Annotated in this window: 25 protein-coding genes; 19 read left to right on the top strand and 6 right to left on the bottom strand. The window is 71.5% G+C overall.

Going from position 1 to position 26,696, the window contains the following annotated elements:
- Positions 1–126 precede the first annotated feature (126 nt).
- The 9 genes from nadD (at position 127) to LO763_RS26375 (ending at position 8,410) form a co-directional block, all read left to right on the top strand.
- Positions 127–729: a nicotinate-nucleotide adenylyltransferase gene (gene nadD / locus LO763_RS26415; protein ID WP_230790979.1), complete on the top strand. Its 603-nt coding sequence runs from the start codon at positions 127–129 to the stop codon at positions 727–729.
- Positions 730–849: 120 nt separating this feature from the next.
- Positions 850–1,275 (top strand): ribosome silencing factor, encoded by a 426-nt coding sequence (gene rsfS, locus LO763_RS26410; RefSeq protein ID WP_230790977.1) that lies wholly within the window; start codon positions 850–852, stop codon positions 1,273–1,275.
- Complete coding sequence (locus LO763_RS26405; protein ID WP_230790975.1) at positions 1,272–1,928, top strand: histidine phosphatase family protein; 657 nt, start codon at positions 1,272–1,274, stop codon at positions 1,926–1,928. The genes rsfS and LO763_RS26405 overlap by 4 nt, the downstream gene beginning before the upstream one ends.
- A gap of 98 nt (positions 1,929–2,026) precedes the next feature.
- A complete protein-coding gene (locus LO763_RS26400; RefSeq protein WP_230790974.1) occupies positions 2,027–2,512 on the top strand; it encodes a hypothetical protein in 486 nt (161 codons plus the stop codon).
- Between the two features lie 13 nt (positions 2,513–2,525).
- The gene (locus LO763_RS26395) at positions 2,526–3,374 is read left to right on the top strand and encodes a DegV family protein (RefSeq protein ID WP_230790972.1); all 849 of its coding nucleotides are present in this window, start codon (positions 2,526–2,528) and stop codon (positions 3,372–3,374) included.
- Between the two features lie 322 nt (positions 3,375–3,696).
- A complete protein-coding gene (locus LO763_RS26390; protein ID WP_230790970.1) occupies positions 3,697–4,497 on the top strand; it encodes a helix-hairpin-helix domain-containing protein in 801 nt (266 codons plus the stop codon).
- Positions 4,498–4,630: 133 nt separating this feature from the next.
- The gene (locus tag LO763_RS26385) at positions 4,631–6,946 is read left to right on the top strand and encodes a DNA internalization-related competence protein ComEC/Rec2 (protein WP_230790969.1); all 2,316 of its coding nucleotides are present in this window, start codon (positions 4,631–4,633) and stop codon (positions 6,944–6,946) included.
- Between the two features lie 227 nt (positions 6,947–7,173).
- Positions 7,174–8,166 (top strand): DNA polymerase III subunit delta, encoded by a 993-nt coding sequence (gene holA / locus LO763_RS26380; protein WP_230790968.1) that lies wholly within the window; start codon positions 7,174–7,176, stop codon positions 8,164–8,166.
- Positions 8,159–8,410: a hypothetical protein gene (locus tag LO763_RS26375; protein WP_230790967.1), complete on the top strand. Its 252-nt coding sequence runs from the start codon at positions 8,159–8,161 to the stop codon at positions 8,408–8,410. The genes holA and LO763_RS26375 overlap by 8 nt, the downstream gene beginning before the upstream one ends.
- A 221-nt stretch (positions 8,411–8,631) precedes the next feature.
- Here LO763_RS26375 and rpsT read toward each other — a convergent pair whose 3' ends face one another.
- Positions 8,632–8,904, bottom strand: a complete 273-nt coding sequence (gene rpsT / locus LO763_RS26370) for a 30S ribosomal protein S20 (protein ID WP_230790965.1) — start codon at positions 8,902–8,904, stop codon at positions 8,632–8,634.
- Between the two features lie 234 nt (positions 8,905–9,138).
- Positions 9,139–9,735: a TetR/AcrR family transcriptional regulator gene (locus LO763_RS26365; RefSeq protein WP_230790964.1), complete on the bottom strand. Its 597-nt coding sequence runs from the start codon at positions 9,733–9,735 to the stop codon at positions 9,139–9,141.
- A gap of 86 nt (positions 9,736–9,821) precedes the next feature.
- On the opposite strand from LO763_RS26365, the gene LO763_RS26360 reads away from it, so the two are divergent.
- Complete coding sequence (locus LO763_RS26360; protein ID WP_230790963.1) at positions 9,822–10,853, top strand: hypothetical protein; 1,032 nt, start codon at positions 9,822–9,824, stop codon at positions 10,851–10,853.
- Between the two features lie 400 nt (positions 10,854–11,253).
- Positions 11,254–13,086, top strand: a complete 1,833-nt coding sequence (gene lepA / locus LO763_RS26355) for a translation elongation factor 4 (RefSeq protein ID WP_230790962.1) — start codon at positions 11,254–11,256, stop codon at positions 13,084–13,086.
- Positions 13,087–13,149: 63 nt separating this feature from the next.
- Here the strand turns inward: lepA and LO763_RS26350 are convergent, their stop codons facing one another.
- From LO763_RS26350 to LO763_RS26335, 4 genes are all read right to left on the bottom strand, one after another.
- The gene (locus LO763_RS26350; RefSeq protein WP_230790961.1) at positions 13,150–13,812 is read right to left on the bottom strand and encodes a hypothetical protein; all 663 of its coding nucleotides are present in this window, start codon (positions 13,810–13,812) and stop codon (positions 13,150–13,152) included.
- Positions 13,813–14,018: 206 nt separating this feature from the next.
- Positions 14,019–15,674, bottom strand: a complete 1,656-nt coding sequence (locus tag LO763_RS26345) for an alkaline phosphatase D family protein (RefSeq protein ID WP_230790960.1) — start codon at positions 15,672–15,674, stop codon at positions 14,019–14,021.
- A 136-nt stretch (positions 15,675–15,810) separates the two neighbouring features.
- A complete protein-coding gene (locus LO763_RS26340; protein WP_230790958.1) occupies positions 15,811–16,656 on the bottom strand; it encodes a hypothetical protein in 846 nt (281 codons plus the stop codon).
- Complete coding sequence (locus tag LO763_RS26335; protein ID WP_230790956.1) at positions 16,635–17,456, bottom strand: enoyl-CoA hydratase-related protein; 822 nt, start codon at positions 17,454–17,456, stop codon at positions 16,635–16,637. Before LO763_RS26335 ends, LO763_RS26340 begins: the two co-directional genes overlap by 22 nt.
- A gap of 374 nt (positions 17,457–17,830) precedes the next feature.
- Between LO763_RS26335 and hemW the strand changes: the two genes are divergently transcribed.
- The 8 genes from hemW to ybeY all read left to right on the top strand — a co-directional run bounded on the left by hemW (position 17,831) and on the right by ybeY (position 26,689).
- A complete protein-coding gene (gene hemW, locus LO763_RS26330; protein ID WP_230790954.1) occupies positions 17,831–19,036 on the top strand; it encodes a radical SAM family heme chaperone HemW in 1,206 nt (401 codons plus the stop codon).
- A gap of 157 nt (positions 19,037–19,193) precedes the next feature.
- On the top strand, positions 19,194–20,327 hold the full coding sequence (locus LO763_RS26325; RefSeq protein WP_230790952.1) for a CapA family protein: 1,134 nt from the start codon (positions 19,194–19,196) through the stop codon (positions 20,325–20,327).
- A gap of 121 nt (positions 20,328–20,448) precedes the next feature.
- The gene (hrcA, locus tag LO763_RS26320; RefSeq protein ID WP_230790951.1) at positions 20,449–21,465 is read left to right on the top strand and encodes a heat-inducible transcriptional repressor HrcA; all 1,017 of its coding nucleotides are present in this window, start codon (positions 20,449–20,451) and stop codon (positions 21,463–21,465) included.
- A gap of 15 nt (positions 21,466–21,480) precedes the next feature.
- The gene (gene dnaJ, locus LO763_RS26315) at positions 21,481–22,614 is read left to right on the top strand and encodes a molecular chaperone DnaJ (protein WP_230790949.1); all 1,134 of its coding nucleotides are present in this window, start codon (positions 21,481–21,483) and stop codon (positions 22,612–22,614) included.
- A gap of 271 nt (positions 22,615–22,885) precedes the next feature.
- Positions 22,886–23,611, top strand: a complete 726-nt coding sequence (locus tag LO763_RS26310; RefSeq protein WP_230790945.1) for a 16S rRNA (uracil(1498)-N(3))-methyltransferase — start codon at positions 22,886–22,888, stop codon at positions 23,609–23,611.
- A 14-nt stretch (positions 23,612–23,625) separates the two neighbouring features.
- A complete protein-coding gene (locus LO763_RS26305) occupies positions 23,626–23,979 on the top strand; it encodes a histidine triad nucleotide-binding protein (protein ID WP_230790943.1) in 354 nt (117 codons plus the stop codon).
- A gap of 138 nt (positions 23,980–24,117) precedes the next feature.
- Positions 24,118–26,238, top strand: a complete 2,121-nt coding sequence (locus tag LO763_RS26300; RefSeq protein ID WP_230790941.1) for a PhoH family protein — start codon at positions 24,118–24,120, stop codon at positions 26,236–26,238.
- A complete protein-coding gene (gene ybeY / locus LO763_RS26295; RefSeq protein ID WP_230790939.1) occupies positions 26,216–26,689 on the top strand; it encodes an rRNA maturation RNase YbeY in 474 nt (157 codons plus the stop codon). Before LO763_RS26300 ends, ybeY begins: the two co-directional genes overlap by 23 nt.
- The last annotated feature ends 7 nt before the right edge of the window (positions 26,690–26,696 follow it).

Genomic DNA, 26,696 nt, shown 5'->3' with positions numbered 1-26,696 from the left:
TAAACATGTGAAAAGGCCCGACGCATCAGCGTCGGGCCTTTTCTCTTGCATCGAACCAGGCCCTATCGCGACGCGATAGGGCCTTTCGCATGGATCGATAATGCATCGGCGGTATAGGATTCGGCTGTGCTTCACGAGTCTGTCCGCCGCATCGGGGTGTTCGGCGGGACCTTCGACCCCCCGCACCTGGGGCACCTCGTGGCCGCCAGCGAGGCGACGTTCCGCTGCGGCCTCGACGAAGTGGTCTTCGTCCCCACCGGCGACCCTTGGCAGAAGCACCACCTCGATGTCACCCGGGCGTCCGGCCGCCTCGCGATGACACGGCTCGCGGTCGGCTCGGATCCGCTGTTCCGCATCAGCACCTGCGACATCGACCGCGACGGCCCGACCTACGCGATCGACACGGTCGCCGACGTGCGGGCCGAGTACGACCACGAGGTCGACCTGTACTTCATCCTCGGCGCCGACTCCCTGGAGAACCTCCACACCTGGCACCGCGTCGAGGAGCTGTGCAAAGCGGTGAAGTTCATCGCCCTGAACCGGCCCGGGTACTCGCGCAAGGACGTCGACACCTCGTTCGGCGTCGACGTCCAGTTCATCGACATGCCCGCGGTCGACGTCTCCTCGACCGAGTGCCGCCAGCGCGTCCGCGACGGCGAACCGGTGCGGTACCTCCTGCCCCGCCCGGTCGGCGAGTACATCGCCGAGCACGCGCTCTACCGCGATTGAGGGTTGGGACGCGTCGCACAGGGACGGGCGCGAAACAGGGAAGCTGTCGTCGTACCCAGCGTGTAAGACTAGACCTGGACCGGTGGAGCGCCGGTGTGAATCCCGTTGTCAGGAGCGTTCGTGACCGCAAGTGAAACCGCAAAGACCCTGGCCTTCGCAGCAGCCCAGGCGGCCGCCGACAAGAAGGCCTTCGCCATCAACCTCCGTGACGTCACTTCGAAGATCGCTCTCACCGACGTCTTCGTGATCGTCTCGGCCTCGAACGAGCGGCAGGTCCACGCGGTCGTCGACGCGGTCGAGGAGCGCCTCATCAAGGAGCACGACACGCGGCCGCTGCGCCGCGAGGGCAAGGGCGGCGAGCAGTGGGTGCTGCTCGACTACAACGAGATCGTGGTCCACGTCTTCCACCAGGAGGCGCGCGACTACTTCGGGCTCGACGGCCTGTGGAAGGACTGCCCCGAGATCGAGTTCGTGGACGAGGCCGACAACGACCGCGCGCGCCGCCGCGCCGAGGCCGGCATCGAGGACATCGAGGAAGAGCGGTGAACCGCCTGCTCGTCGTCCGCCACGGGCAGACCGAGTGGAACATCGCGGGCCGCATCCAGGGCTCCACCGACATCGACCTGGACGAGACCGGCAGGGCCCAGGCGGCCGAGGCCGCGCCCGAACTGGCCGTGTACGAGCCGACCAGGATCATCTCCTCGGACCTGCGGCGCGCGGTCGACACGGCCCGCCCGGTCGCCGACATCACCGGCGTCGAGATCGAGCTCGACAAGCGGCTCCGCGAGCGCGCCTACGGCCCCTGGGAGGGCCTGACGCAGCAGGAGATCGCCGAGCGGTTCCCCGAGGACCACCGGCGGTGGCGGGCGCAGGAGCCGTTGCAGCACCCCGAGATCGAGACGTGGGCCGACCTGCACCGCCGCACGGCCGACGCGGTGCGCGACATCGTCGAGTCGGACGTCGACGGGACCGCGATCGTGGTCTGCCACGGCGGTTCGGCGCGGCAGATCGTCGGCGGCATCCTCGACTGGGACCAGACGCCGACCAGCAGCCTCTCGGGCATGGACAACGCGCACTGGGCCGACCTGCGGCGGATGCGCTCGGGCAAGTGGCGCCTGTACGGCTACAACCTCGGCGTCCCCGCGCCGAGCACCATCGGGCAGCACCTCCTCGCGAAGGGCCAGCAGGCCGGCCGCTAGCGGCGGCGCTCTCCGCCGAGTGCTGGACCCGGCCGCGCCGCCGGCCTTAGGCTTCGATCGTGGTGCAACCGCGCCGTGATCGGAGGCGTCAAACCGGCATGGACACGCATGTATCCCGCGTCAGACGGTTCACGGGCCCGACCGGTCCGCTGATCGCCGCGCTCATGATCGCCGTGCTCGCCGCCTGCGGCGCCGGCCAAGGCGGTTCCGACGACGAGTCGGAGGCGCCCGCGACGGCGACCGCGCCCACCGAGGCGAGCTCGCCACCCGAAGCCAGCGAATCCGAGGAGAGCCCTGTGCCCGACGAGACCACCCCGTACCTCGACCCGTCGCTCGGCGACTCCTCCAAGCCCGGCTCGGGCTCGCAGACGACCATCTCCGGGACCGTCGAGTCGGGCGTCGAGTCCGGCTGCCTGGTGCTGGAGCACGAGGGCACGCTGTACGGGATCTACGGCAGCTTCGACTCGTCGATCGTGTACGCGGGCGCCGAGGTCACGCTCCACGGCAAGGTCGACCGCGGCATGATGACGATCTGCCAGCAGGGGACCCCGTTCGTGGTCGAGGACGCCGAAACCGCGGATTAGGTAATGTGGCGGCGTGACCGTCGTCGTCGTTACCGATTCCACTTCGGCCCTCCCCGAGGCGCTCCGCGCCTCCCAGGGCCGCCTGACGGTGCTCGGCATCCCGGTGCTGATCGGCGGCGCCGAGCACCGCGAAGGCGAGGACGTCGACAGCGAGGCCATCCTGCACGCGATGCGGGAGGGCCAGGCGGTGACGACCTCGGGCCTGCCGCCGGAGGAGCTGCGGGCCACGTACCGGCGGCTGCTGGACGAGGGCGCGAGCGGGATCGTCTCGGTGCACCTGTCGGGCCGCCTCTCCGGGACCGTGGCGGCCGCGGAGGCCGCCGCTTCGGGCTTCGAGGGTCGCGTCGCCGTGGTCGACTCGCTCGGCGCCGGCATGGGGGTCGGGTACCCGGCGCTCGCGGCCGCTGCCGCGGCCGAGAAGGGCGCCGACGTGCTGGCCGCAGCGGCCGCCGCACTGGAGGCGATCGGCCGCACCACCACTTACTTCTACCTGGACACGCTGGAGTTCCTGCGCCGCGGCGGCCGGATCAGCACCGCGAGGGCGATCGTGGGGACGGCGTTGTCGGTGCGGCCGATCCTGGGCGTCGAGGACGGCAGCATCGACGTGGTCGAGAAGGTCCGCACCCCCACCCGCGGGCTCCAGCGGCTGGCGTCGCTCGCGGTGGCGGACGCCGGTGGCGCCGAGGTCGCGATGACGGTGCACCACTTGGGGGCCGAGCGCCGCGCGGAGGCGCTCGCGGGCTGGCTCGAGGAGCACTTCGCGGACCGGCTCCAGCGCATCGACGTGACCGAGGTCGGCGCCGCCGTCGGCGCCCACTGCGGCCCCGGCCTGGTCGGGGTCATCACCCGGCGGCTCACGTAAGGGTCCGCTGCTCATCTGAAGCGCCGCTTCGCCCCCGTCCACAAACCCCCACCCACCACGAGAGGGGAAGAAACTGTCGCGCCGCTCGATCGTTCCGCGGGGGTACGACAGGAATCGCGCCGGAACCGGGCCCGTTCCGCTTCCGGCGCACGAATATCACCCGAAAGGGTTTCACCTGATCGCAGCGCCCGCGCGCCGCGATTATGCCGTCCCGCAGCGGCTCCGTCCACACTTCCCGCAGTCGTCCACAGGGCCGATCCGGTTATCCACAGGCCCGAAAATTCTTGGATCACGGCCGCGTCCTTCGCTCGTTGGACCCGACATGCAACGCGTATCCGAACCCCGGCCCACCGAACCGCCACCCGCACCCGACCGCAGCCTGCCACCCGAACCGGCGGCGCTCGCCGCGCGGCTCCGCCTCAAACTCAACGAACCCGACGACGCTCCCCGGATCTGCGAAGAGACCCTCGACCCCGTCGACGGCACCGAACCACCCCCGCCGCCCAGGCGGTTCGACCAACGCCTCGAGCACCTCCAGGCGCGCCTCGGCCTCTCGCACCTCAACCGCTGGGTCCTGCTCGCCGTGGCCGCGCTCGTCGCCGCCGCGGGCCTGTCGGTGACGATCCTGTCCTGGCCCGACGAGGAGCCCGCCGCCACCGCCCCCGCCGGCGCGCCCGAAGCGTCCGCGGCGGCACCGGAGACGATCGTCGTCTCGGTCGCCGGGGCCGTCAACGAACCGGGCATCGTGGAACTGGCGTCCGGCGCCAGGGTCGCCGACGCCATCGAAGCCGCCGGCGGCCTGACCGAAGGCGCCGACCCCGGGTTCCTGAACCTCGCCCGCGTGGTCGCCGACGGCGACCTCGTCGCCGTCCCCGACGCCGCGGCCTCAGGCGCGGTGATCCCCGGAGAGGCGGGCGGCGCGGCCCTGGGCGGACTCGTCAACGTCAACGTCGCCGGTGCCGCGGAACTGGACGCGCTCAACGGCATCGGGCCCGTCCTCGCCGAACGGATCATCGAGTACCGGGAGGCCAACGGCAGCTTCCAGTCGGTCGACGAGCTGTCCGAGGTCTCCGGGATCGGCTCGGCACTGCTGGAGCAGCTCCGCGAGCAGGTGACGCTGTGACGACGCCGACGCCGACGCATGGCCGGACCGCCCGTCGAGAGGCGCGCTCGGCCGCCGGAACGGACCCTTCCAGACGGGACGGCGCCGAACACCCCGCAGCGCCCCGTCCGCACCGGCACTCGGAGGCGCCGCGATGAGCGCCGAGTTCACGCTGCGCCCCGCGCCCTCCGAAGTGGTCCGCCGGGACTGGCGGCTGCCGCTCGTGGCCGCCGGCGTCTGGGCCGGGGCCCTGGCGGGCCTGTACGGCACGGTCGCCACCGGGACGCTCACCGCACTCGCCTGCCTCACTCTGGTGCTGGCGGGCCTCAAACGGCAGCGCGGACTCACCGCCGCCATCGCCACGGCCGCCTTCGGCGGCGTCCTCGGTGCGGGCGTCACCACCGTGCACGTGGCGGCCCGCGACCACCCGGGGCTCGCCGCCCTGACCGAGGCGGAGACCAGCGGCGAGGCCGAACTCGTCCTGCACACCGTCCCGAAGCCCTCGACGCGCAGACCCGACATGGTCACCGCGACCGCGCGCCTGCGCGCCTTCACCGCCGACGACGTCGCGGTCGAAGGGAATTGGCAGGTGCTCATCGTCGCCAGCGGCGAGGAATGGCGCCAGGCGACCGCCGGGCAGCGGCTCACCGCCCCGGCCGTGCTCCGCGAGGCCGACCCCGGGCGGCTCACCGCCGCGATCGTGAGCGCCCGCGGGCCTCCCGAGCTCGACGGGCGGCCCGCGTTCGCGCACCGGTTCGCCGCGCATGTGCGCGAACGGCTCGCGACCGCCGTCGCGGGCGTGCCGCAGCCCGAGGCGGGGCTGATCCCGGCCCTGGCGGTCGGGGACACCTCGATGATGGACGCGGAGCTGGCCGCGGACTTCCGGTCCACCGGCCTGGTCCACCTGGTGGTGGTCTCCGGGTACCACCTGAGCCTGGTGGTCGGGGCGGTCCTGGCCGTGGCCCTCGCGCTCAGAGCAGGGCCGCGGGCCCGGGTCCTGGCCGGGACGCTGGCCGCAGCGGCCATCGTGGTCGTCGCCGGGCCCCAGCCGAGCGTGCTGCGAGCGGCTGTGATGGCGGGGGTGACGTTGCTCGCGCTGGCCGTCGGCCGCCCCCGCGCGGCGATGCCGGCCTTGGCCACCGCCGTCCTGGTGGTCGTGCTGGCCGACCCGGACATGGCGGCGCAGGCGGGGTTCGCGCTGTCGGTGGCGGCGTGCGTCGGCCTGCTGCTCCTGGCGTTCCGGTGGGCGAAGCCGCTGGAGCACCGCGGTTGGCCGCCGTCGGTGGCGCTGGCGGTCACGATCCCGTTGGCGACCCAGGTGGCGGTGACGCCGCTCCTGGTGGGCCTCGGCAGCGGCGTGAGCCTGGTGTCGGTGCCGGTGAACCTGCTCGCGGCACTGGTGGCCGCTCCGGTGGTCATGCTCTCGGTGGGGGCGGCCGCCGCGGCCGCGGTGTGGCTCCCGGCCGGTGAAGTGGCCGCGCAGTTGGCGGCGCTGCCCGCTCGGTGGCTGATCTGGTTGGCGCGCAACGGGGCCGAAGTGCCCGGGGCGATGCTGCCGGTGCCCGGCGGGATCTGGTGGGGGCTGGCCTCGGCCGGAGCGCTCGCGGTGGTGATCGGGGCGGCCCGGGTGCGGGCGCTGCGGCGCCCGCTGCTGGCGGTCCTCGTCGCGGCGGGGCTCGGAGCGGTCCCGGCATGCCTGCTGACCGGCGGGCCTCCGTCGGGGTGGGTGGTGACCATGTGCGATGTGGGCCAAGGGGATGCGCTGGTACTGCCGGCAGGGGACGCGGTGGTGGTGGTCGACGTCGGGCCCGAGCCCGCCGCGGTCGACGCGTGCCTCGAGGCGCTGGAGGTGGACCGGATCGCGCTGCTGGTGCTGTCCCACTTCCATATCGACCACACGGCGGGCATCGGCGGGGTGCTGGAGGGCCGGGAGGTGGCCGCGATCCTGGCGCCGCCGCCCGGGGAGGCGAGGTACGGCTTCGAGCTGGTGGAGGAGCGGGCGGGGGCGGTGCCGGTGCTGGAGGCGGTGCCGGGGGAGGTGTTCGAGTTCGGGCAGACGCGATTGGAGGTGCTGGGTCCGCCTTCGGAGCTGCTGAGCGGCACCAGGTCGGATCCGAACAACAACTCGGTGGCGGTGCGCGCCGAGGTGGCGGGGACGAGCGTGCTGCTGACCGGCGATGTGGAGCTGGAGGGTCAGCAGGCGCTCCTGCGGAGCGGGGCGGCGCTGGACGTGGACGTGCTGAAGGTGCCGCACCACGGGTCGGCGTTCCAGGTGCGGGAGTTCCTGGAGGCGTCGGGCCCGGCGGTGGCGCTGGTCGGGGTCGGGAAGGGCAACGAGTACGGGCATCCGGACCCGGGGCCGCTGGGGCTGTTGGAGGAGGCGGGGGCGTTGGTGTTCCGGACTGATGAGGAGGGTCGGATCACGGTGGTGCGGAACGGGAACCGATTCGAGGTGACGACCGAGGGCTGAGCATCGCCGGGGCGGGGGGGGGGAGAGAGAGAGAAGCGGTCGGCGCGAAGGTTTCTCGATTGCCGCCCGTGGTGAGCCCTGGTCGCGGATGCGACGCCGATTGGGTGATTGGGACGGTGGACACGATGGGCGCCGAAGCCATGAACCGGCAGCGAACGGGGGTCTCGCGGAAGACGTCGGCCCAGTCGAAACCCCGCCCGTCCCGGGCGGCATGCGAGGATGGTCCGGTGGCTGCACTCGAACCCATCCGCCTGATCCTGGGCGACGACGAATTCCTCGCCGAGCGCGCCGCCGCCGATTACGTCAGGGCGGTGCGCGCCGGGACGCCCGAGAACGACCCCGAGCCCGCCGTCAACCGCGTCAGCGGCGCCGACCTCACCAAGGGGTCCCTCGCCGAGCTGACCAGTCCGACCCTGTTCGGCGGCGCCGTCGTCGGCATCATCGAGTCGGGTCAGGACGTCGACAAGGACCTCGCCGCGGCCGTCATCGCCTACGCGAAGCAGCCCGCACCCGGCATCCACCTCGCCGTGTGTCACAACGGCGGCAACAAGGGCAAGGGCCTCTCCGAGGGCCTGAAGAAGCTCGACGTCGAGGTCGTGCGGGTCTCCAAGATCAAGCGCCAGCCCGACCGGGTCGCGTTCGTGCGCGGCGAGCTGCGCGCCGCCGGGGCCTCACCGCGCTCCGCCTCGGCCGAGATCGCCGACACCATCATCCAGGCCGTCGGCTCCGACCTGCGCGAACTCGCCTCGGCGTGCGCCCAGCTCGTGTCCGACACCGACGGCAAGATCACCCAGGAGAGCGTGGCCCGGTACTACTCCGGCCGCGCCGAGGTCTCCGGTTTCTCCGTCGCCGACGCGACCATCGCGGGCGACGCCGGCGAGGCGCTCGGCGCGCTGCGCTGGGCGATGCAGGTCGGCGTCGACCCGGTGCCGATCGCCGACGCGCTGGCGATGGCCGTGCGCAACCTCTCCCGGGTCGCCGCCGAGCGCGGTGGCGCGGCCCAGCTCGCCGGGCAGCTCGGCATGGCGCCCTGGCAGATCGAGAAGTCCCGCAAGCAGGCCCGCAACTGGACCGCCGACGCGCTGGCCGAGGCGATGCGGGTGTGCGCCAGGCTCAACGGCGAGGTCAAGGGCGGCGCGGACGACCGCGGCTGGGCCCTCGAGCACGCGATCCTGGAGATCACCCGCCTGAGCGCCGCAGGGAAGGCCCGCCGTGTCTGAGTACCGCCACGGACGAGTGGCCAGGCCGCGCAGGCCCTGGTACGCGCGGATGCTGCGTCTCAAGCACCTGTACCTCTCGAACGTGTGGTGCGTGCTGCTCTTCGAGGGGGTGCTCGCGCTCGCGGTGCTCATGGCGCTGACCGAGCTGGTGTCGTGGTGGGTCGTTCTCATCCTGCCGCTCGCGGTCGCGGCGATGGTGAAGCTTAACGACTTCATCGCGGGGACGCTCGAGCGCCACGGTTGAGAAGGACGGCTGAGAGGGATGGCTGAGAAAGACGGCTGAGCGGGGCGCGGCCTTGGGACGGCGGGCAGCGGCCGGCGCCTCGGGAGCCGGTTCGGAGCGCCCCCGATCACAAGGGTGGCACGGGGGTCCGACAACAGCGGGGCGGGCCGCGGCCGGGAACGCCGAAGACCCAGGGGCTCGCCCCTGGGTCTTCTGAAGCTTTTCGCTCTTCGCGTGCTCGCTTAGGCGGACGCGGACAGCTTGTTGTAGGACGCGGCGAGCTTGGACTTGCGCTGCGCGGCCTGGTTCTTGTGGATGACACCCTTGGTGGCGGCCTTGTCCAGCTCGCGGCTGGCGGCGCGCAGGTGGGTCTCTGCAGCGGCGACGTCGCCAGTGGCCGACGCCTCACGGAACTTCCGGACGGCGGTCTTGAGCGACGACTTCACTGCCTTGTTGCGCATCCGGCGCTTCTCGTTCGTCAGAATGCGCTTTTCTTTGGACTTGATGTTCGCCACGCGTGAAGCCTCAGTTTCGTGATTGCTTGGTTCCTTAATTGATCGCGTCGGAGGCAGAGGGCACTCCGAGCGCCTGTCAACGTTACCAGGAGCCGAGCTTCGCACACGCCCTGGGAGCATGACCGCGGACCAGGTTACACCAGGTCGCGGGCGTCGCCTCCGACCAGGGGCCGCACTGTTACCCGCGATACCCGAATCCCTCCGCGGCGCTCCCCGCGCCGGCGGGCGCGGCCGTCAGACCGCGGCGCCGCGGGCCCGGAGCGCGGGCAGGACCACCTCGTCGACGATGCTCACGAGCGCTTCGGGGGAGGCGGCCCCGAAGAGGATGACCTCGCTGCGCACCAGGTCGATCGGGAGGCGCCGCAGGCGCTCGGTGAGGTGGGCTTCGGTGAGCTCGCCGCGGGCGATCGCGCGGGCGTACACGGCCTTGTTCAGAAGATCGGTGATCTCGTTCACCAGCTTCGCGAGCAGCGGGCCGTGCGCTTCGGGGGCGGCGCTGACTTCGGCGAGCATCCCGAGCATCGCGGTCCGGCCGATCACGATCATGCGGCCGTGGGCCAGCGTGATCAGGGCGATGACGTCGCCGCGCAGCGTTCCGGTGTCGGGCACCGTGTCGGCGTCGGGCAGTCGGCTCGCGATGCAGGCGAGCAGGATCTCCATCCGGTTGGGCCAGCGCCGGTAGAGGACCGGTTTGCTGGTCCCGGCCCGCTTGGCCACGCCTTCCATGGTGAATCCCGCGTAGCCGGTCTCGCGGAACTCCTCGAGCGCGGCGTCGAGGATCGCCTGCTCGAGCTCCTCGCCGCGACGTCTGGTCCCCGTCTTGCGCTCCACCTGACCCCCTAGATACCGACCGTTTCTTATGTTACCTTGAGATCATCAAGATACGGACCGTATCTTACGGATGAATGGAAACCATCATGGAAGCCAACACCCCCGAGCCCACCCCGGTGGGGCGGGTGATCGGCCTCAGCGCCGGTGTCGCGCTCATCGTCGGCCTCATCACCCTCGCCTTCGCCTGGCCCTCGGCCGACATGGGCCCCCACGAGGTCCCGATCGCCGTCATCGGGCCCGACACGGCCGCCGAGCAGGTCCAGACTCAGCTCGACGAGGCCCAGCCGGACGGCTTCGACGTCACCGCCGCGGCCGACGCCGACCAGGCCCGCGCCCTCGTCGAGGAGCGCGAGGTCTACGCCGCCCTCGCCGTCGCGCCCGAAGGCGTGACCGCCTACACCGCTTCGGCCGCCTCCCCAGCGGTGGCGCGGCTGGTCACCGGTATCGCCGAGCAGGTCGCGGCCCAGCTGGGCCAGGCCGCGGGGCAGCCCGGCAGCGTCCAGGTCACCGTCGAGGACCTCGTGGCGCTGCCCGCGGACGACCCGAACGGGGCCGGACTCGCCGCCTCGGCCCTGCCGCTCGCCATGGGCGGCATCCTGGTCGCCGCCCTCATCGGGTTGACGGTGCGCGGCACGGGACGCCAGGTCGCGGCGGCGGTGCTCGCCCCGCCGGCCGTGGGCGCGGGCGTCGCGGCGGTCCTGCTGTACGTGCTCGAATCGCTCGACGGCGACTTCCTCCCGGTGGCCGGGGCGCTGACGCTCGCGACGGCGGCGACCGCGTGGCCGATCCTCGGCCTGGTGAAGCTGCTGGGCCGCTCCGGACTGGGGGTCGGCGCGGCGATCGTGATGCTCGTCGGGAACCCGCTGTCGGGCATGACCAGCGCGCCGGAGCTGCTGCCCGCGCCGTGGGGCGGGTTCGGCCAGTACCTGACGCCGGGCGCGGGCGGGACGCTGCTGCGGTCGACCGCGTACTTCGACGGCCACGGCGCGTCGACGGCGGTGTGGGTGCTCGGCGCCTGGCTCGCGGCGGGCGCGGTGCTGTTCATCGCGGGCGCGCTCCGGGCCAAGGTGCGGGGCGTCGGCGTCGAGGAACGGGAGAAGGCCGAGGTCGCCGCGTAGCCGAGCCGAGGTTCGAGTCGGCCGAGGCCGCTTCCGCCGTACGGCGGAAGCGGCCTCTTCGCGAGTCGGGGAGCGGCCGGCGGGCGCGGTGGAACGGGGGTCGCTCGAACGGGGGAGTTCGGAGCCGCCCCCGGTTTCGATGGTGCCCGGCAGGTGTGACATCTCGAAGCGGCCGGAGCCGCTTCCTGCGCCCGCGGCGTGGTGGCGGTCCGGCGGCGTGACATTCCGGAGCCGCTCAGGGCGCCGGGGGCGGGTCGATCGCGCCCCGTTTTCGGGCCGCTCGGGCGGTTGCCGGGCCCCGGGGGTGAGCGGGGCGCCTTTTCCCGCTGGCTGTGCGGGGTTCCCCCGGCCGGTAAGGCAGAATTGGCGGACCCGCCCTATCCGATCAAGGAAGGTCAACGTGACCAACGCGCCAGGCTCGACCGCTCCGGAGACGATCCGGAACTTCTGCATCATCGCGCACATCGACCACGGTAAATCCACCCTGGCCGACCGCATGCTGCAGATCACGGAGGTCGTCGACGCCCGCCAGATGCGCGCGCAGTACCTCGACCGGATGGACATCGAGCGCGAACGCGGCATCACCGTCAAGTCCCAGGCCGTCCGCATGCCCTGGACCTCCCGCTCCGGCGAGCACGAGGGCAGCGGCTTCGTCCTGAACATGATCGACACCCCCGGCCACGTCGACTTCACCTACGAGGTCTCCCGCTCCCTCGCCGCCTGCGAGGGCGCGATCCTCCTGGTCGACGCCGCGCAGGGCATCGAGGCCCAGACCCTCGCCAACCTCTACCTGGCGATGTCCAACGACCTCACGATCATCCCGGTGCTCAACAAGATCGACCTGCCCTCGGCCGACCCCGACCGGTACGCTGAGGAGATCGCGAACCTCATCGGCTGCGAACCCGAGGACGTCTACCGCGTCTCCGGCAAGACCGGCGCCGGCGTCGCCGAGCTGCTGGACGCGGTCGTCGAGCAGGTCCCCGCCCCCACCGGCGACGCCGACGCCCCCGCCCGCGCGATGATCTTCGACTCCGTCTACGACGTCTACCGCGGCGTCGTCACCTACATCCGGGTCGTCGACGGCAAGCTCAACGCCCGCGACCGCATCCGCATGATGTCGACCAGGGCCGACCACGAGCTGCTGGAGATCGGCGTCATCAGCCCCGAGCCGGTGGTCGCCAAGGCCCTCAGCGTCGGCGAGGTCGGCTACCTGATCACCGGCGTGAAGGACGTGCGCCAGTCGAAGGTCGGCGACACCGTCACCCTCAACAAGAACCCCGCCCAGGCCGCGCTGCCCGGTTACACCGAGGCCAAGCCCATGGTCTACTCCGGGCTCTACCCGATCGACGGCTCCGACTACGGGAACCTCCGCGAGGCCCTCGACAAGCTCCAGCTCAACGACGCCGCGCTCCAGTACGAGCCCGAGACCTCGGCCGCGCTGGGCTTCGGCTTCCGCGTCGGCTTCCTGGGCCTGCTGCACCTGGAGATCATCCAGGAGCGCCTCGAGCGCGAGTTCAACCTCGACCTGATCTCGACCGCCCCGAACGTGGTCTACCAGGTCGTGAAGGAGGACGGCGAGGAAGTCGAGGTCACCAACCCCTCGGAGTTCCCCGAAGGGAAGATCTACTCGATCACCGAGCCGGTCGCCAAGGCCACCATCCTGACCCCGAAGGAGTACATCGGGCAGGTCATGGAGTTGTGCCAGACCAAGCGCGGCGTCCAGATCGGCATGGACTACCTCTCGACCGACCGCGTCGAGATCCGGTACACGCTGCCGCTCGCCGAGATCGTCTTCGACTTCTTCGACCAGCTCAAGTCCCGCACCAAGGGCTACGCGTCGCTCGACTACGACATCGAGGGCTCGCAGGAGTCCGACCTGGTGAAGGTCGACATCCTGCTCCAGGGCGAGAAGGTCGACGCGTTCGCCGCGATCGTCCACAAGGACCAGGCCTACTCCTACGGGGTGCGCCTGAGCGAGCGCCTGAAGAAACTCATCCCGCGCCAGCAGTTCGAGGTCCCGATCCAGGCGGCGATCGGGTCGCGGATCATCGCCCGCGAGACCATCCGCGCCCTGCGCAAGGACGTCCTCGCCAAGTGCTACGGCGGCGACATCTCCCGCAAGCGCAAGCTCCTCGAGAAGCAGAAGGAGGGCAAGAAGCGCATGAAGAACATCGGCCGCGTCGAAGTCCCCCAGGAGGCGTTCATCGCCGCGCTGCGCACCGACGAGAACTGAGCCGAACGCACGGAAGGGCCTGGCCGCATCGCGGCCGGGCCCTTCGTGTTCGAGGCGGCGGCGTCACTGCACCGGCGGCTGCCCGGGGGGCGGCGCCTGGCCGGGCGCGGGCTGCTGCGGGTACCCCGGGGCCGGGGGCTGCTGCGGGTGGCCGCCCGGGTGCTGCGGCGGCACCGGCGGCTTCGGCCGGTTGCCCGGCCGCGACGCCAGCCACTGCCCGACCTCGGGCTGGTACAGCAGGTAGAACGCGGCGCCGACGGCGGCCAGGCGGGCCAGGCCGACGAGGACGCTCAAGGCCATGAACCAGCCCCATCCGCCGAAGAGCCCGCCGAGGGAGAACAGCCCCAGCAGCCCCAGGCCGACGGCGAGCGGGATGCGCGGGTCCTGGGCGCCGAACACGCCGAGCTTCTCCTTGGTGACGAGCCAGGCGATCCCGATCGACGCGCTGTGGAAGATCAGGCCGACGATCCCGGAGGCGACGATGAAGCCGGTGGCGATCCACCAGGGCGCGGTCGCGACGCCGACGACCGCGAACAGGAGCATGAGCACCGACAGGCCGAAGTAGGCCCACATCAACTGCGTCAGCTGATTGACCTTCTTCGGGCGGTCGGGGTGTTCTTTGATGCCCCATTCGAGTGCGAAGTCGCCGGTGGGGCCGGACTGTGGTCCGGGGCCGGGCGCGGCGCCGTGCTGATTCGGTTCGGGCGATTGCGGGGGGTACGTCATAGTCGCTGCTCCGGGCAAGAGAAGGGTGTGCTTTCACTGTTCACTGTAGCCCTGACTCACCACTCCCGGGGGTACGGTTCCGCTGCGCTGTTCCCTGTCGGATACGGCATTCCATGGCAATTCCGCACCTCTCGGAAAGAGCCCGGAATACCGGAACGCGGCGGGCCGGACCGCGGTCCGGCCCGCCGCTGCGATCGCGGGGCCGCTCAGTTCAGGCGGTCGTCCGCGAGCTCGTCCGAGTCGGCGAACGGGCTGTCGTTCGTCGACATCGTCGAGACGTCCACCGGCCGGTCGTAGGTCTGGTGGAGCGTCCGCTCTCGGTCGGCGATCGTGTACGACCGGCGCGTGTACACCGGTGCGTCCGGGACGGTCACCTGCGGCACCACCTGGAAGTGCACGTCCATCTGGTCGGGCGTGATGACCGTCTCGACGTAGCCGCGCTGGGCGTTGCGGAACTTGATGTGCGGGTTGATCTTCAGCGCCGAGTTGTCCTCCGGCACCGAGTCCGCGCCGTTGCCGCCCGAGGTGATCGAGGTGGCCACCAGCTCCACGCCCACCGACGGGGCCTGGGCGTCCGGGAAGTCCGGCAGGATCTCCCCGGCCCAGTGCGTGTGCACGTCACCGGTGAGCACCACCGGGTTGCGCACCTCGGCCTCGACCCAGCCGTCGATGATCCGCTGCCGCGAGGCCGCGTACCCGTCCCAGCCGTCCATGCTGGTGCGCAGGGGCCCGCCCGCGTCGGCGTCGCGCTGGGTGAAGAACACCTGCTGGCCCAGGACGTCCCAGCGCGCCCGCGACGAGTGGAACCCGTCGATGAGCCATTCCTCCTGCGCCGCACCGGTGATGGTGCGCGACTCGTCCCACGCCTCGGCGCAGTCGGTCTTCGTGCCGTCCCCGCAGGCCTGGTCGTCGCGGTACTGGCGGGTGTCCATCATGTGGAAGTTCGCCAGGCGGCCCCACTGGACGCGCCGGTACAGCTGCATGTCGATCCCCTGCGGCACCGAGGACCTGCGCAGCGGCATGTTCTCCCAGTACGCCTGGAACGCCGCGGCCCGGCGCGCCAGGAAGTCCTCCCGGTCCGGCGTGTCCGACCCGTCCTCGGGGACCTCGTCGGCCCAGTTGTTCTCCGTCTCGTGGTCGTCCCACACCACCAGCCAGGGCGCGGCCAGGTGCGCCGCCTGGAGGTCCGGGTCGGCCTTGTACTGGGCGTGGCGCTGGCGGTAGGTAGCGAGCGACACGGTCTCGGGGCCCTCGTGGTCGCGGACGTTCCCGTCGGGGGAGTTGTACACCCCGGCCTTGTACTCGTACTGGTAGTCGCCGAGGTGCAGGATCAGGTCGGGGCGGGACTCGGCCATGTGCCGGTAGGCGGTGAAGTAGCCGTGCTCGTACTGCGAGCACGAGGCGAAGGCCATGCGCAGCTCGTCGGGCATGGACCGGCGCGAGGGGGCGGTCACGGTCCGGCCCACCGGGGAGGTCCACCGGCCGGTCCTGAAGCGGTAGTAGTACTCCCGGCCCGCGTCGAGGCCGTCGACCTCGACGTGGACGCTGTAGCCGATCTCGGCGGCCGTCTCCTTCCGGCCGGAGGCGACGCGGCGTCGGAACCGCTCGTCCCTCGCCACCTCCCATTTGACGTCGAAGGACCCGTTCGGCATGCCGCCCATGCCGTCCTCGGCGAGCGGGTCGACCGCCAGGCGGGTCCACAGGACCACGCCGTCGGGCTCGGGGTCGCCGGAGGCGACGCCGAGGGTGAAGGGGTCCGCGGTGAGGGTCGGGTGGCGGGTCTCGGCCCGGGCCGCGGCGGGGACCGCGACGGCGGCGGTGGCGGCGGAGGAGGCGAGCAGGATTCGGCGCGACAGGCGCATGTGGACCTCGCTTTGACGGGGGTTGTGCGGGTTTGACCCGTACAGACCACCAAGCAAGCATGGATGTCCTGGAACCTGCGGACGACACGGCGGTGAACCGCGGCCGAACTCTGGGGCCCCTGTGGCGCGGCGGCGCCTATTCCGGTGGCGCGAAGGTGACGACGATGGTCGACGGCTCGCTGCTCACCTCGGTCGCCTCGCCCTCGGCTTCGGGCGCGGTCCAGCCCTCTTCCCCAGGGGTCCAGACCCTCCCGGCGTACTCGACGCTCGCGATCGAGTGGTCGTAGGCCCGCGCCACCGCCCACGCGGCCCGGTTCCAGCCCGGCACCGACTCGTACGGGCCGATCACCACCGTCGAATCGTCCACACTGGTCGCCTCGATGCCCCACTGGTACTCGTAGGCCTCGGCCAGGGACGCCGGGTCGGACGCGACCTCGTCGGCGGTGCCGCTGACGCACATCAGCCCCGACTCCTGGCCGCCCGCGAGCGCCGCGGCGATCATCGTGGCCTCGTCCTCCCACTTCTCGTACAGCTCGGGGTAGGCGCTGACCTGGACGGCCTGGGCCGCCTCGGCGAGCGTCATGTCCTGCCAGCCGTCGATGCGCCGCAGCTTCTCGTAGAACTTGAACGAGGCGTACACCGGGTCCATGAGCTCTTCCTCGGTGCCCCAGCCCATGCTCGGGCGCTGCTGGAACAGCCCCAGCGAGTCGTCGTGCCCGTAGTCGACGTTGATCAGCTCCGACTCCTGGAAGGCAGTGGTGAACGCCACGGCCACGGCCCGCTCGTCCATGCCGTCCCGGTGGCCGACCGCCGCGATCGTGGCCGCGTTCGCGGCCTGCTCGGCCGACAGGTGCGTCCGGTCCTCGCCCGCACCGAAGTAGCACCCGGTCGGGGTGGGGCGCAGCAGGTCCCGCTGGTCGTCGGTGCAGCCGACGAGGGCCGCGGCCAGCAGCAGCGAGGTCAGGGCGGGGAGGACGCGCAACGGGAGACTCCGATCTGGTCGGTCGGGGCGGCTAAGCCTACCCAGGCCGGACGGCGTTTCTCAATGAACGAACGGACCCCTTCGCGCCCCTCGTCGGAGAAGAAGTACTCGGCCGTTCGGGCCGCCTCGGCCCGCAGGCGGTCGCGCAGGTCCGGTGCGGCCGTGAGGTCCTTGATGCCCGCCTGGGCGGAAGGCCCGCCCGCGAGCAGGCTCTCGACGACCGACTCCTGCCGCTGCCCGAACGCGTCCGGGGCGGTCGCGGCCGCGACCAGGCCCCAGTCCTGGGCGGTCGCCGCGTCGAAGGACTCGCCGGTGAGGAACAGGCGCCGCATCAGGCCCGGGCTCAGCTTGCGGGCCACCACCGGGGCGATCACGGCCGGGACCACGCCCAGCCTGACCTCGCTGAACGACATGGGCGCGTCGTGGACGGCGACGACGAGGTCGGCTGCCGCGATCAGCCCCATGCCGCCGCCCTTCGCGCCGCCCTTCACGGCCGCGACCACGGGTTTGGGGGCCTCGCAGATCTCCGCGAGGAGCTCGGCGAGGTGCGCCGCCGGGAGCTCCTCCAGGGCCGTCGCCGCGGCGGACTCCTTGAGGTCGGCCCCGGCGCAGAACACGGGCCCGGTGTGGCCGATCACGACGACCCGCACCTCGGGGTCGGCCACCGCCTTCGCGAGGGCCTCGCGCAGCTCGCCGATCATGCGAGTCGAGAGCGCATTGCGCCGCTGCGGGGCGTCGAGGGTGATCGATGCCACGTTCAGGGCCGGACGGTATCGGATGAGAGCGTCATTGCTGTCCACGTCAGTACCTTGACATCCTGCGGCGCCCGCGCGTGGAGCGGGTCCCTGCGCAGGCCGGCGCCCGCGCCCGCCGAGGAGGCGTCGCGTCCGCGCGCGGAGCGGGCCCCTGGTGAGGCCGGTCTCGACCAGCTGCGCCGCGGAGGTCGCTCCCGTGTGCGGAGCGGGTTCACCGCAAGATCGCCGAGAAGCGCACCTGGCCCCGAGGCCGCTCCCGCCCGCGGAGCGGGTCCCGGCCGGCCACCGGCGCGGTAGGGCCCGGCGAGGCCGACGCCGCCGGTCGCGAGGCCCCGGCTGCGGGGCTCGCGGCTCCCCTCCCGGGGCCCGCGGTGACGCGAGGAGCGTCCGCGGCCGCGTCCGGCGGCTACCGTTGACGCGTGCCCGCCTTCTCGCCCGCCGCCGTGACCTCGCCCACCGCCGCCGTCGCCGCGGCCGCCGACGACCCCTCGACCGGGGAGGCAGGGTTCGGGTTCTACGTCCACGTGCCGTTCTGCGTCTCCCGCTGCGGTTACTGCGACTTCAACACCTACACCGCCGCCGAGCTCGGGGCGGGCGTTTCGCGCGACACGTACGCCGCGATCGTCAAGGCCGAGATCCGCTCGGCCGCAGCGATGTTCGATGAGCGACCGAAGGTCGACACCGTGTTCTTCGGCGGCGGCACCCCCACCCTCCTGTCCGCCGCGGACCTCTCGTCGATCCTCGCCGAGATCGACCGCGAGTTCGGGCTCGCCGACGGCTACGAGGCCACCACCGAGGCCAACCCCGAGTCCGTCGACGCCGACTACCTCGCCGAACTCCACGACGGCGGCTTCACCCGCCTGTCGGTCGGCATGCAGTCCACCGCCTCCCATGTGCTCAAGATCCTCGACCGCGAGCACTCCCCGGCGAAGGCCCTCGCCGCCGTCGCCCACGCCCACCGGGCCGGGTTCGAGCACGTCAGCCTCGACCTGATCTACGGCACGCCCGGCGAGAGTGCCGCCGACTTCGCCGACAGCCTCGCCTCGGCCGTGGACGCCGGGGTCGACCACGTCTCGGCGTACGCCCTCATCGTCGAGGAGGGCACCGCCCTGGCCCGCCGCATCCGCTCGGGCCAGGTGCCCCAGCCCTCCGACGACGTGGCCGCCGACCGCTACCTCGCCGCCGAGGCCGCGCTCTCCGCGGCCGGGTTCTCCTGGTACGAGGTCTCGAACTGGGCCAAGACCCCCGAGGCCCGCTGCCGCCACAACCTCCTGTACTGGGAGGGCGGCCACTGGTGGGGCGCCGGGCCCGGCTCCCACTCGCACCTGCCCGGCGTGCGCTGGTGGAACCACAAGCACCCCTCGACGTACGCGGCCGCGCTGGCCGAGGGCCTGCCCGCCGCCGGCCACGAGGTCCTCAGCGACGAGGACCGCCACCTGGAGCGGGTGCTCCTGCTCACCCGCCTCGCGAGCGGACTGCCCGTCGGCGCCCTGCGCCCGGCCGGAGCGGCCGCGGTCGAACGCGTTGTGGCCGACGGCCTCGCCACCCTCGACGGCGACCGGCTCACCCTCACCCTGCGCGGCCGCCTCCTCGCCGACGCCGTGGTGAGAGACCTCACCGCCTGACGACGCCCGAGCGGGCGACCCGTAGATTTGACACCGTCGCCGAGGCACCCTCACATTTCGTGCGCCTCGCGGCCGCGACGGCCCCCCATCGTGCGCCGACACGCACCGGCCGCCGCCCAGCCCCGCCCCCGTCCCCCGACACCGGAGCCCGCCACCCATGCACACGCCATCCCCCGCCGCCGCGACCCTGCGCCGCCGCGGCCTCCTCGTCGCCTCCGCCGCGGGCCTCGCCGCGGCCGCCGCCTGCTCCGAGGAGGAGCCGCCCCCCGCCGACGACGGCGGCGCCGGCGCCGCCGAGGAGACCCCCTCCGAGTCGCCCTCGCCCGAACCGCCCCGCGAGATCACCATCACGCACGTCGGCGACACCATGCCCGGCTCCTACCCCAACCAGACGGCCTCCGACGAGGGCGCCAGCTTCTTCGACGGCGTGACCGACCTCCTCACCGGCGACGTCGTCATCGCCAACCTCGAAGGCGCCCTCTCGACCCTCGAGTTCGACAAGTGCGGCGGCGGCCAGTGCACCTACTTCCGGCTGCCCGCCGAGTACGCCCAGGTCTTCGCCGACGCCGGCTTCGACGTCCTCAACCAGGCCAACAACCACGGCTGGGACGCCGGACCCGACGGCGCCACCGAGACCCAGGAGGCCGTCCGCGAGGCCGGCATGGAGATCTGCGGCATCAAGGACGAGGTCTGCCTCGTCGAGACCGAGAACGGCCTCACCGTCGGCCTGGTCGGCTTCGCGCCGTACACGTTCTACACCGACAACCGCGACCTCGACGCCGTCGCCGCCCTCGTCGCCTCCGCCAAGGAGCAGGCCGACATCGTCATCGCCACCGCCCACCTCGGCGCCGAGGGCACCGACCACCGGCACGTCCCCGAAGGCGTCGAGACCTACCTCGGCGAGGACCGCGGCGACACCCGCGCCTTCGCCCGTACCTGCGTCGACAACGGCGCCGACCTCGTCTTCGGCCACGGCCCCCACGTCCTGCGCGGCATGGAGCTCTACAACGGCAAGCTCATCGCCTACTCGCTCGGGAACTTCGGCGGCGGCCAGAACCTCTTCGCCACCGACGGGCCGCTCGGCCGCTCGGCCGTCGTCTCCGTCACCATCAGCGAGGACGGCACCATCACCGCCGCCCAGGCGGTCGCCACCCGCATGGACGGCGACGGCTACCCCCAGGTCGACGAGGACAACGGCGCGTTCGACGACCTCAACGAGCTCGCCGACGACTTCGGCGACGCCGGAGTGACCGTCGACGACAACGGCGCGCTCGTCCTCCCGGCCGCCTGACCGCACACGTAGACTGGCACTCCCGGACCGGGAGTGCCAAACTTGAGTCCGGCCGACTGAGCCCGAGCTCAGTTCGCGGGACCTGACCGACTGGCTTCGAGACCGAGGGGACGTGGAGGCGATGGACGATCGCAAGCTCGAAGTCCTGCGCGCCATCGTCGAGGACTACGTCGCGACCCAGGAGCCCGTCGGCTCCAAGGCGGTCGCGCAGCGCCACGCCCTCGGCGTCTCCGCCGCGACGGTCCGCAACGACATGGCCTACCTCGAAGAGGCCGGCTACATCCAGCAGCCGCACACCTCCGCCGGGCGCATCCCGACCGCGAAGGGCTACCGCCTGTTCGTCGACCGGCTCGGCAAGATCAAGCCGCTCTCGTCGGCCGAGCGCCGCGCCGTGCACCGCTTCCTCTCCGAGGCCATCGACCTCGACGACGTCGTCACCCGCACCGTGCGCCTGCTCGCCCAGCTCACCCACCAGGTCGCCGTGGTCCAGTACCCGAGCCTCAACCGCTCCTCGGTGCGCCACCTCGAGATCGTCGCGGTCACCCCGACCCGGCTCATGATCGTCATGATCACCGACACCGGCCGGGTCGAGCAGCGCTACGTCGAAGTGCCCGCCGAGCTCAGCGAGGAGAACGTCCTCGAACTGCGCCGGCTCGCCAACGAGCAGCTCCAGGGCAGGGCCCTGGCCGACGCCCCCCGCATCATCGCCAACCTCGCCTCCCTGGCCCGCCCCGAACTGCGCGACAGCGCCGAGGCCCTCGCCCGCGTGCTCCGCGAGACCGTGGTCGCCCGCACCGAGGAGCGCCTCGCCGTCGCCGGCGCCGCCAACCTCACCCGGGCCGGGAACTTCTTCGCCGGGTCCATGCGGCCCATCCTCGAAGCGCTCGAAGAGGAGGTCGTGCTCATGCAGCTCCTGGGCCGGGCCGACTCCAACGCGCTCCTGACGGTCCGCATCGGCGACGAGAACGAGATCGACGACTTCCGCGAGACCACCGTGGTCGCCGCCGGATACGGGCCGGGATCGGTGGTCGGCCACATGGGCGTCCTCGGCCCCACCCGCATGGACTACCCGGGCACCATCGCGGCCGTTCGCGCCGTGGCCCGGTACGTGTCCGAGATTTTGGAACAGAACCGCTGACAGGACAGAGCGCACGTGGCTAAGGACTACTACGGCATTCTCGGCGTCGACCGGAACGCCACCGACGACGAGCTCAAGAAGGCGTACCGGAAGCTGGCGCGCAAGTACCACCCCGACGTCAGCGACGAGCCCGACGCTCAAGAGCGCCTCCAGGAGATCAACGCGGCCTTCGAGGTCCTCATGGACCCCCAGAAGCGCGCGGTCGTCGACGCGGGGGGCGACCCGTTCGCCCGCACCCCCGGCGGCGCCGCGGGCGCGCCGTTCATGGGCTTCGAGGACATCATGGACGCCTTCTTCGGCGGCTCCATGGGCGGCTTCGGCCGCCGCGGCCCGCGCTCGCGCACCCGGCCGGGCAACGACGCCCTCCTGCGTCTTGACCTCGACCTCGAGGAGGTCGCCTTCGGCACCGAGTCGACGCTGACCGTGGACACCGCGATCCTCTGCGACGCCTGCAACGGCTCCTGCACCGAGGGGAACACCGAACCGCAGGCGTGCACGACCTGCGGCGGCTCCGGCGAGGTCCAGGTCGTGCAGCGCACGATCCTCGGCCAGGTCCGCACCGCGCGCCCCTGCTCGGCCTGCTCGGGCTACGGCACGATCATCACCGACCCGTGCCGCAAGTGCGGCGGCGAGGGCCGCGTGCGCTCGCGCCGGCGCATCACCGTGAAGGTGCCCGCGGGCGTCGAGGACGGCATGCGCATCCGCCTCTCCGGCGAGGGCGAGGTCGGCCCCGGCGGCGGCCCCGCCGGCGACCTGTACGTCGAGGTCCACGAGAAGCCCCACGAGGTCTTCACCCGCGAGGGCTCGGACCTGCGCTGCCGCGTCCGCGTGCCGATGACGCAGGCCGCCCTGGGCACCAAGCTGAACATCCACACCCTGGACGACCAGGTCGAGGTCGAGCTCTCCCCCGGCACGCAGCCGGGGACGGTCAAGAAGGTCCGCGGCCACGGCGTCCCGAAGCTGCGCGGCGGCGGCGCCCGCGGCGACCTGTTCGTCGAACTCGACGTGCGCACCCCCACCAAGGTCGACGCCGAGCAGGAAGAGCTCCTGAAGAAGCTCGCGAGCCTGCGCGACGAGGAGATCAAAGAGGTCAAAGGCGGTTCCGGTTTTTTTAGCCGGATGAGGGACGCTTTCAACGGCCACGCCTAGGCGCGAATTCGTACGCAGTACGGTGTACTTTGCGCGGTGATGTGTTCGCGTTCATGCTGAGCGTGCGATGTATGACGTACTAAGTACAACGTACTTTGTGCGATGAGCAAGGTGAATCGTGCGGCGCACGGTTATCGGGCGATGTCGAACGCTACGACGTGCGTCGTACACCGTACTTTGTACGGCGAATATCGATAAGCCGTACAAAGTACGACCGCACACCGCGGGCGGTCGCCCGTACCCGCGCCCCCGCCGTGATTAGGCTGTCCCGGTGAGCGATCCGGTCTTCCTCGTCGACGCCCTCCCGGCCGCCGACGACTTCACCCTCGACGGGCCCGAAGGGCACCACGCCGCCGACGTGCAGCGCCTCCAGCCCGGCGAGACGCTGCTGCTCGCCGACGGCGCCGGCGGCCTCGCCGCCGCGCGCGTGACCGCCGCCGAACGCGGGTCCCTGCGCCTCGACATCCTCGACCGGCGCACCCTCCCGGCCCCCGACCCGAAGCTCACCGTCGTCCAGGCCCTGCCCAAGGGCGACCGCGGCGAACGCGCCGTCCAGATGCTCACCGAGATCGGCGTGGACGAAGTGGTCCCCTGGGCCGCCTCGCGCTCCATCGTCCAATGGAAGGGCCCCCGCGGCGACAAGGCCCGCGCCAAATGGACCGCCACCGCCCGCGAGGCCTCCAAGCAGGCCCGCCGCGCCCACCTCGCGCACGTCGCCGAGCTCCACACCACCAGGCGGCTCGTGCAGCGCCTGCGCGCCGCCGCCCGCGTGCTCGTCCTCCACGAGGAGGCGACCCTGCCGCTCTCCCGGGCCGACCTGCCCGAGACCGGCGAGATCGCCCTCGTCATCGGCCCCGAGGGCTCCATCAGCCCCGACGAGCTCGCCGCCCTCGAGGAGTTCGGCGAACCGGTCCGCCTCGGCGACACCGTCCTGCGCACCTCCACCGCCGGGCCCGCCGCCCTCGCGGTGCTCCAGGCCCGCCTCGGCCGCTGGTGACTAAGATCCATCGAATGACCGACACCGACTGCCTCTTCTGCAAGCTCGCCGCGGGGGAGATCCCCTCCACCAAGGTCGCCGAGACCGAACGGGTCCTCGCCTTCCGCGACCTCTACCCGAAGGCCCCCACGCACGTGCTGGTCATCCCCAAGGACCACTACGCGAACGTCGCCGAGCTCACCGCCGCCGACCCGGCCCTGGCGGGCGACGTCCTCGCCGTCGCCGCCGAGGTCGCCGCAGCCGAAGGCGTCGCCGACTCCGGCTGGCGCCTGATCGCCAACTCCGGCCCCGACAGCGGCCAGGACGTCTTCCACGTGCATTTCCACGTGGTCGGCGGAAAACCGCTCGGACCGATGGTCTCGGCCTGAAATCACACCGCCGCCTCGATTACTCGTTGTTCCCCGTCGCGGCCAGGAACTACCATTGAGGCTCATGCAGCGGACCAACGGCCGCTGAGGACCGCAAGTGAGGAAGCAGGTGGCGAACAGCCCTGGCGGGCGAAGCCTATGACCGACCGCTCTGACAACGTCAAGAACACCTCGACGATCACGTCCACGATCACCGTCGGCGACCAGGGCTCGCTCATGGCACTGCTGGGCCGCGCCGACGAGAACCTCCGCTACCTCGAGCGCCGCAACCCCGGCGTCGACCTCCACGTGCGCGGGGACACCATCACCCTCACCGGACTCAACGGCGACCTGCACGCCGCCGAACGACTCGTGAAGGAGCTGCTCGCCTTGATCGAGAACGGCGAGAACGTCGATCCCGACATCATCCGGCGCACCGAGAACATGCTCAAGGCCGCGCCCGGCGAACGCCCCGCCGACGTGCTCACGCACAACATCATCTCCAAGCGCGGCAAGGCCATCCGGCCCAAGACCTTCGGCCAGAAGCGCTACGTCGAGGCGATCGACGAGAACACCATCATCTTCGGGATCGGCCCCGCCGGCACCGGCAAGACCTACCTCGCGATGGCCAAGGCCGTGCAGGCGCTCCAGTCCAAGGAGATCAACCGGATCATCCTCACCCGGCCCGCCGTCGAGGCCGGCGAGAAGTTGGGCTTCCTGCCCGGCACGCTCTTCGAGAAGATCGACCCGTACCTGCGCCCGCTCTACGACGCGCTGCACGACATGATCGACCCGGCCTCCATCCCCAAGCTCATGGAGAACGGCACCATCGAAGTGGCGCCCCTGGCCTTCATGCGGGGCCGCGCCCATCCGGTGTTCACCAACGTCTTGACTCCGGACGGCTGGCGGCCGATCGGTGAGCTCGAAGTCGGCGACCTCGTCGTCGGCTCGAACGGCGAACCGACCCCGGTTCTCGGCGTCTTCCCGCAGGGGAAGAAGGAGATCTTCCGGGTCATGACGCAGGACGGGGCGTTCACGCTGGCTACGGCGGAACACCTCTGGGCGGTGAAGACCGCCGCTGACAAGCGCCGCGGTAAGCCCTACCGCATCCTCGAGACCCAGGAGATGATCGACGATCTCCGAGTCCATCACCAGCGGAAGTACGAGCTGCCGCTGATCAGCGCACCGGCTCGGTTCCCTGAACGCGCGGTCCCGATGGACCCTTACGCACTCGGGCTGCTGCTCGGGGACGGATGCCTCACCGGTTCCACCACACCGTCGTTCAGCACTGCCGACCCGGAACTCGCAGCGGAGCTCGAATCGGCGCTCCCAGGCGTCCGCGTGCGCCACAAGGCAGGTCCCGACTACGTGCTCAACCGCATCGCCGAAACCGGCGATGTGATCACGATCGCGAACCCGGTGACCGAGGTGCTCCGCGAACTCGAGCTCATCGGCACGCAGTCGCACAGCAAGTTCATTCCCGAGGTCTACAGGTTCAACACCGCCGAAGTCCGTCTTGCACTGCTTCAGGGCCTGCTGGACTCCGACGGCGGGCCGGTCGCCCAGAAGGACCGCACCTGCCGGATCCAGTACACGACGACCTCGATCGTGCTCCGCGACCACGTGGTCGAACTCGTGCAGTCGCTCGGGGGCGTGGCCTACACCCGCCGTCGGCCCGCCGAGGGCCGCAAGCCGGGCCGCGCCAAGGGCCGCGAGGTCCTGTACCGCCAGGACGCCCACGTCGTCGACATCCGCCTTCCCGAAGGCATCGAGCCGTTCAGGCTCGAGCGGAAGGCGGCGAAGTACAACGCCTCCCGTGGCGGCCGCCCGATGCGCTTCATCGACTCCATCGAGCACGCGGGCGAGGAGGAGGCGGTGTGCATCCAGGTCGCCGCCGCCGACTCGCTGTACGTCACCGAGGACTACCTGGTCACGCACAACACGTTGAACGACGCGTTCATCATTCTCGACGAGGCGCAGAACACCACGCCCGAACAGATGAAGATGTTCCTCACGCGCCTGGGCTTCGGCTCCAAGATCGTCGTCACCGGCGACATCACCCAGGTCGACCTGCCCGGCAACGCCACCTCCGGGCTGCGCGTCGTCCGCGACATCCTCGCGGACGTCGACGACGTGCACTTCGCCACCCTCTCGGCCGACGACGTCGTACGGCACCAGCTGGTCAGCGATATCGTGAACGCCTACGAGAAGTGGGACGCCAGGCAGGGCGGCCCGAAGAAGGGGCAGCGAGGAAACCGTGGGCATCGAGATCATCAATGAGTCGGGGCTGGCAGTCGACGAGTCCGGCATCCGCGCCGTCGCCGACTTCGCCCTCCACGAGATGGGGGTCAACCCGCTCGCGGAGCTCTCGGTCCTCATCGTCGACATCGAGCACATGACCGAGCTCAACCGCCGCTGGATGGGCGGCACCGGGCCCACCGACGTCCTCTCGTTCCCGATGGACGACGCCATGCCCGGCCGCCCCGACTCCTCCGAGCCGGGCACGCCCATCCTCGGCGACCTCGTCCTCTCGCCCGAGGTGGCCGAGGCCCAGGCCAAGGACGCCGGGCACTCCACCGCCGACGAGATGCACATGCTCACCGTCCACGGGGTGCTCCACATCCTCGGCTACGACCACGCCGAACCGGAGCAGGCCAAGGAGATGTTCGGCCTCCAGAACCGGCTGCTCGACGCCTGGCGCGCCAAACGCGCCGCCGACGGCGGCGAGTGAGGCCACG

Origin of the sequence: Glycomyces amatae, assembly GCF_020991375.1 — a bacterium.
Taxonomy (GTDB): Bacteria; Actinomycetota; Actinomycetes; order Mycobacteriales; family Micromonosporaceae; genus Glycomyces; species Glycomyces amatae.
This window is presented reverse-complemented; position numbering and strand designations above follow the sequence as displayed.

Bases quoted from the DNA above. Each gene is read 5' to 3' on its own strand.
- hrcA (WP_230790951.1), top strand. From the start codon at position 20,449: ATGGACGATCGCAAGCTCGAAGTCCTGCGCGCCATCGTCGAGGACTAC.
- LO763_RS26360 (WP_230790963.1), top strand. From the start codon at position 9,822: ATGGAAGCCAACACCCCCGAGCCCACCCCGGTGGGGCGGGTGATCGGC.
- LO763_RS26350 (WP_230790961.1), bottom strand. From the start codon at position 13,812: ATGACGTACCCCCCGCAATCGCCCGAACCGAATCAGCACGGCGCCGCG.
- LO763_RS26345 (WP_230790960.1), bottom strand. From the start codon at position 15,674: ATGCGCCTGTCGCGCCGAATCCTGCTCGCCTCCTCCGCCGCCACCGCC.
- LO763_RS26385 (WP_230790969.1), top strand. From the start codon at position 4,631: ATGAGCGCCGAGTTCACGCTGCGCCCCGCGCCCTCCGAAGTGGTCCGC.
- LO763_RS26300 (WP_230790941.1), top strand. From the start codon at position 24,118: ATGACCGACCGCTCTGACAACGTCAAGAACACCTCGACGATCACGTCC.
- LO763_RS26400 (WP_230790974.1), top strand. From the start codon at position 2,027: ATGGACACGCATGTATCCCGCGTCAGACGGTTCACGGGCCCGACCGGT.
- LO763_RS26390 (WP_230790970.1), top strand. From the start codon at position 3,697: ATGCAACGCGTATCCGAACCCCGGCCCACCGAACCGCCACCCGCACCC.
- LO763_RS26305 (WP_230790943.1), top strand. From the start codon at position 23,626: ATGACCGACACCGACTGCCTCTTCTGCAAGCTCGCCGCGGGGGAGATC.
- LO763_RS26325 (WP_230790952.1), top strand. From the start codon at position 19,194: ATGCACACGCCATCCCCCGCCGCCGCGACCCTGCGCCGCCGCGGCCTC.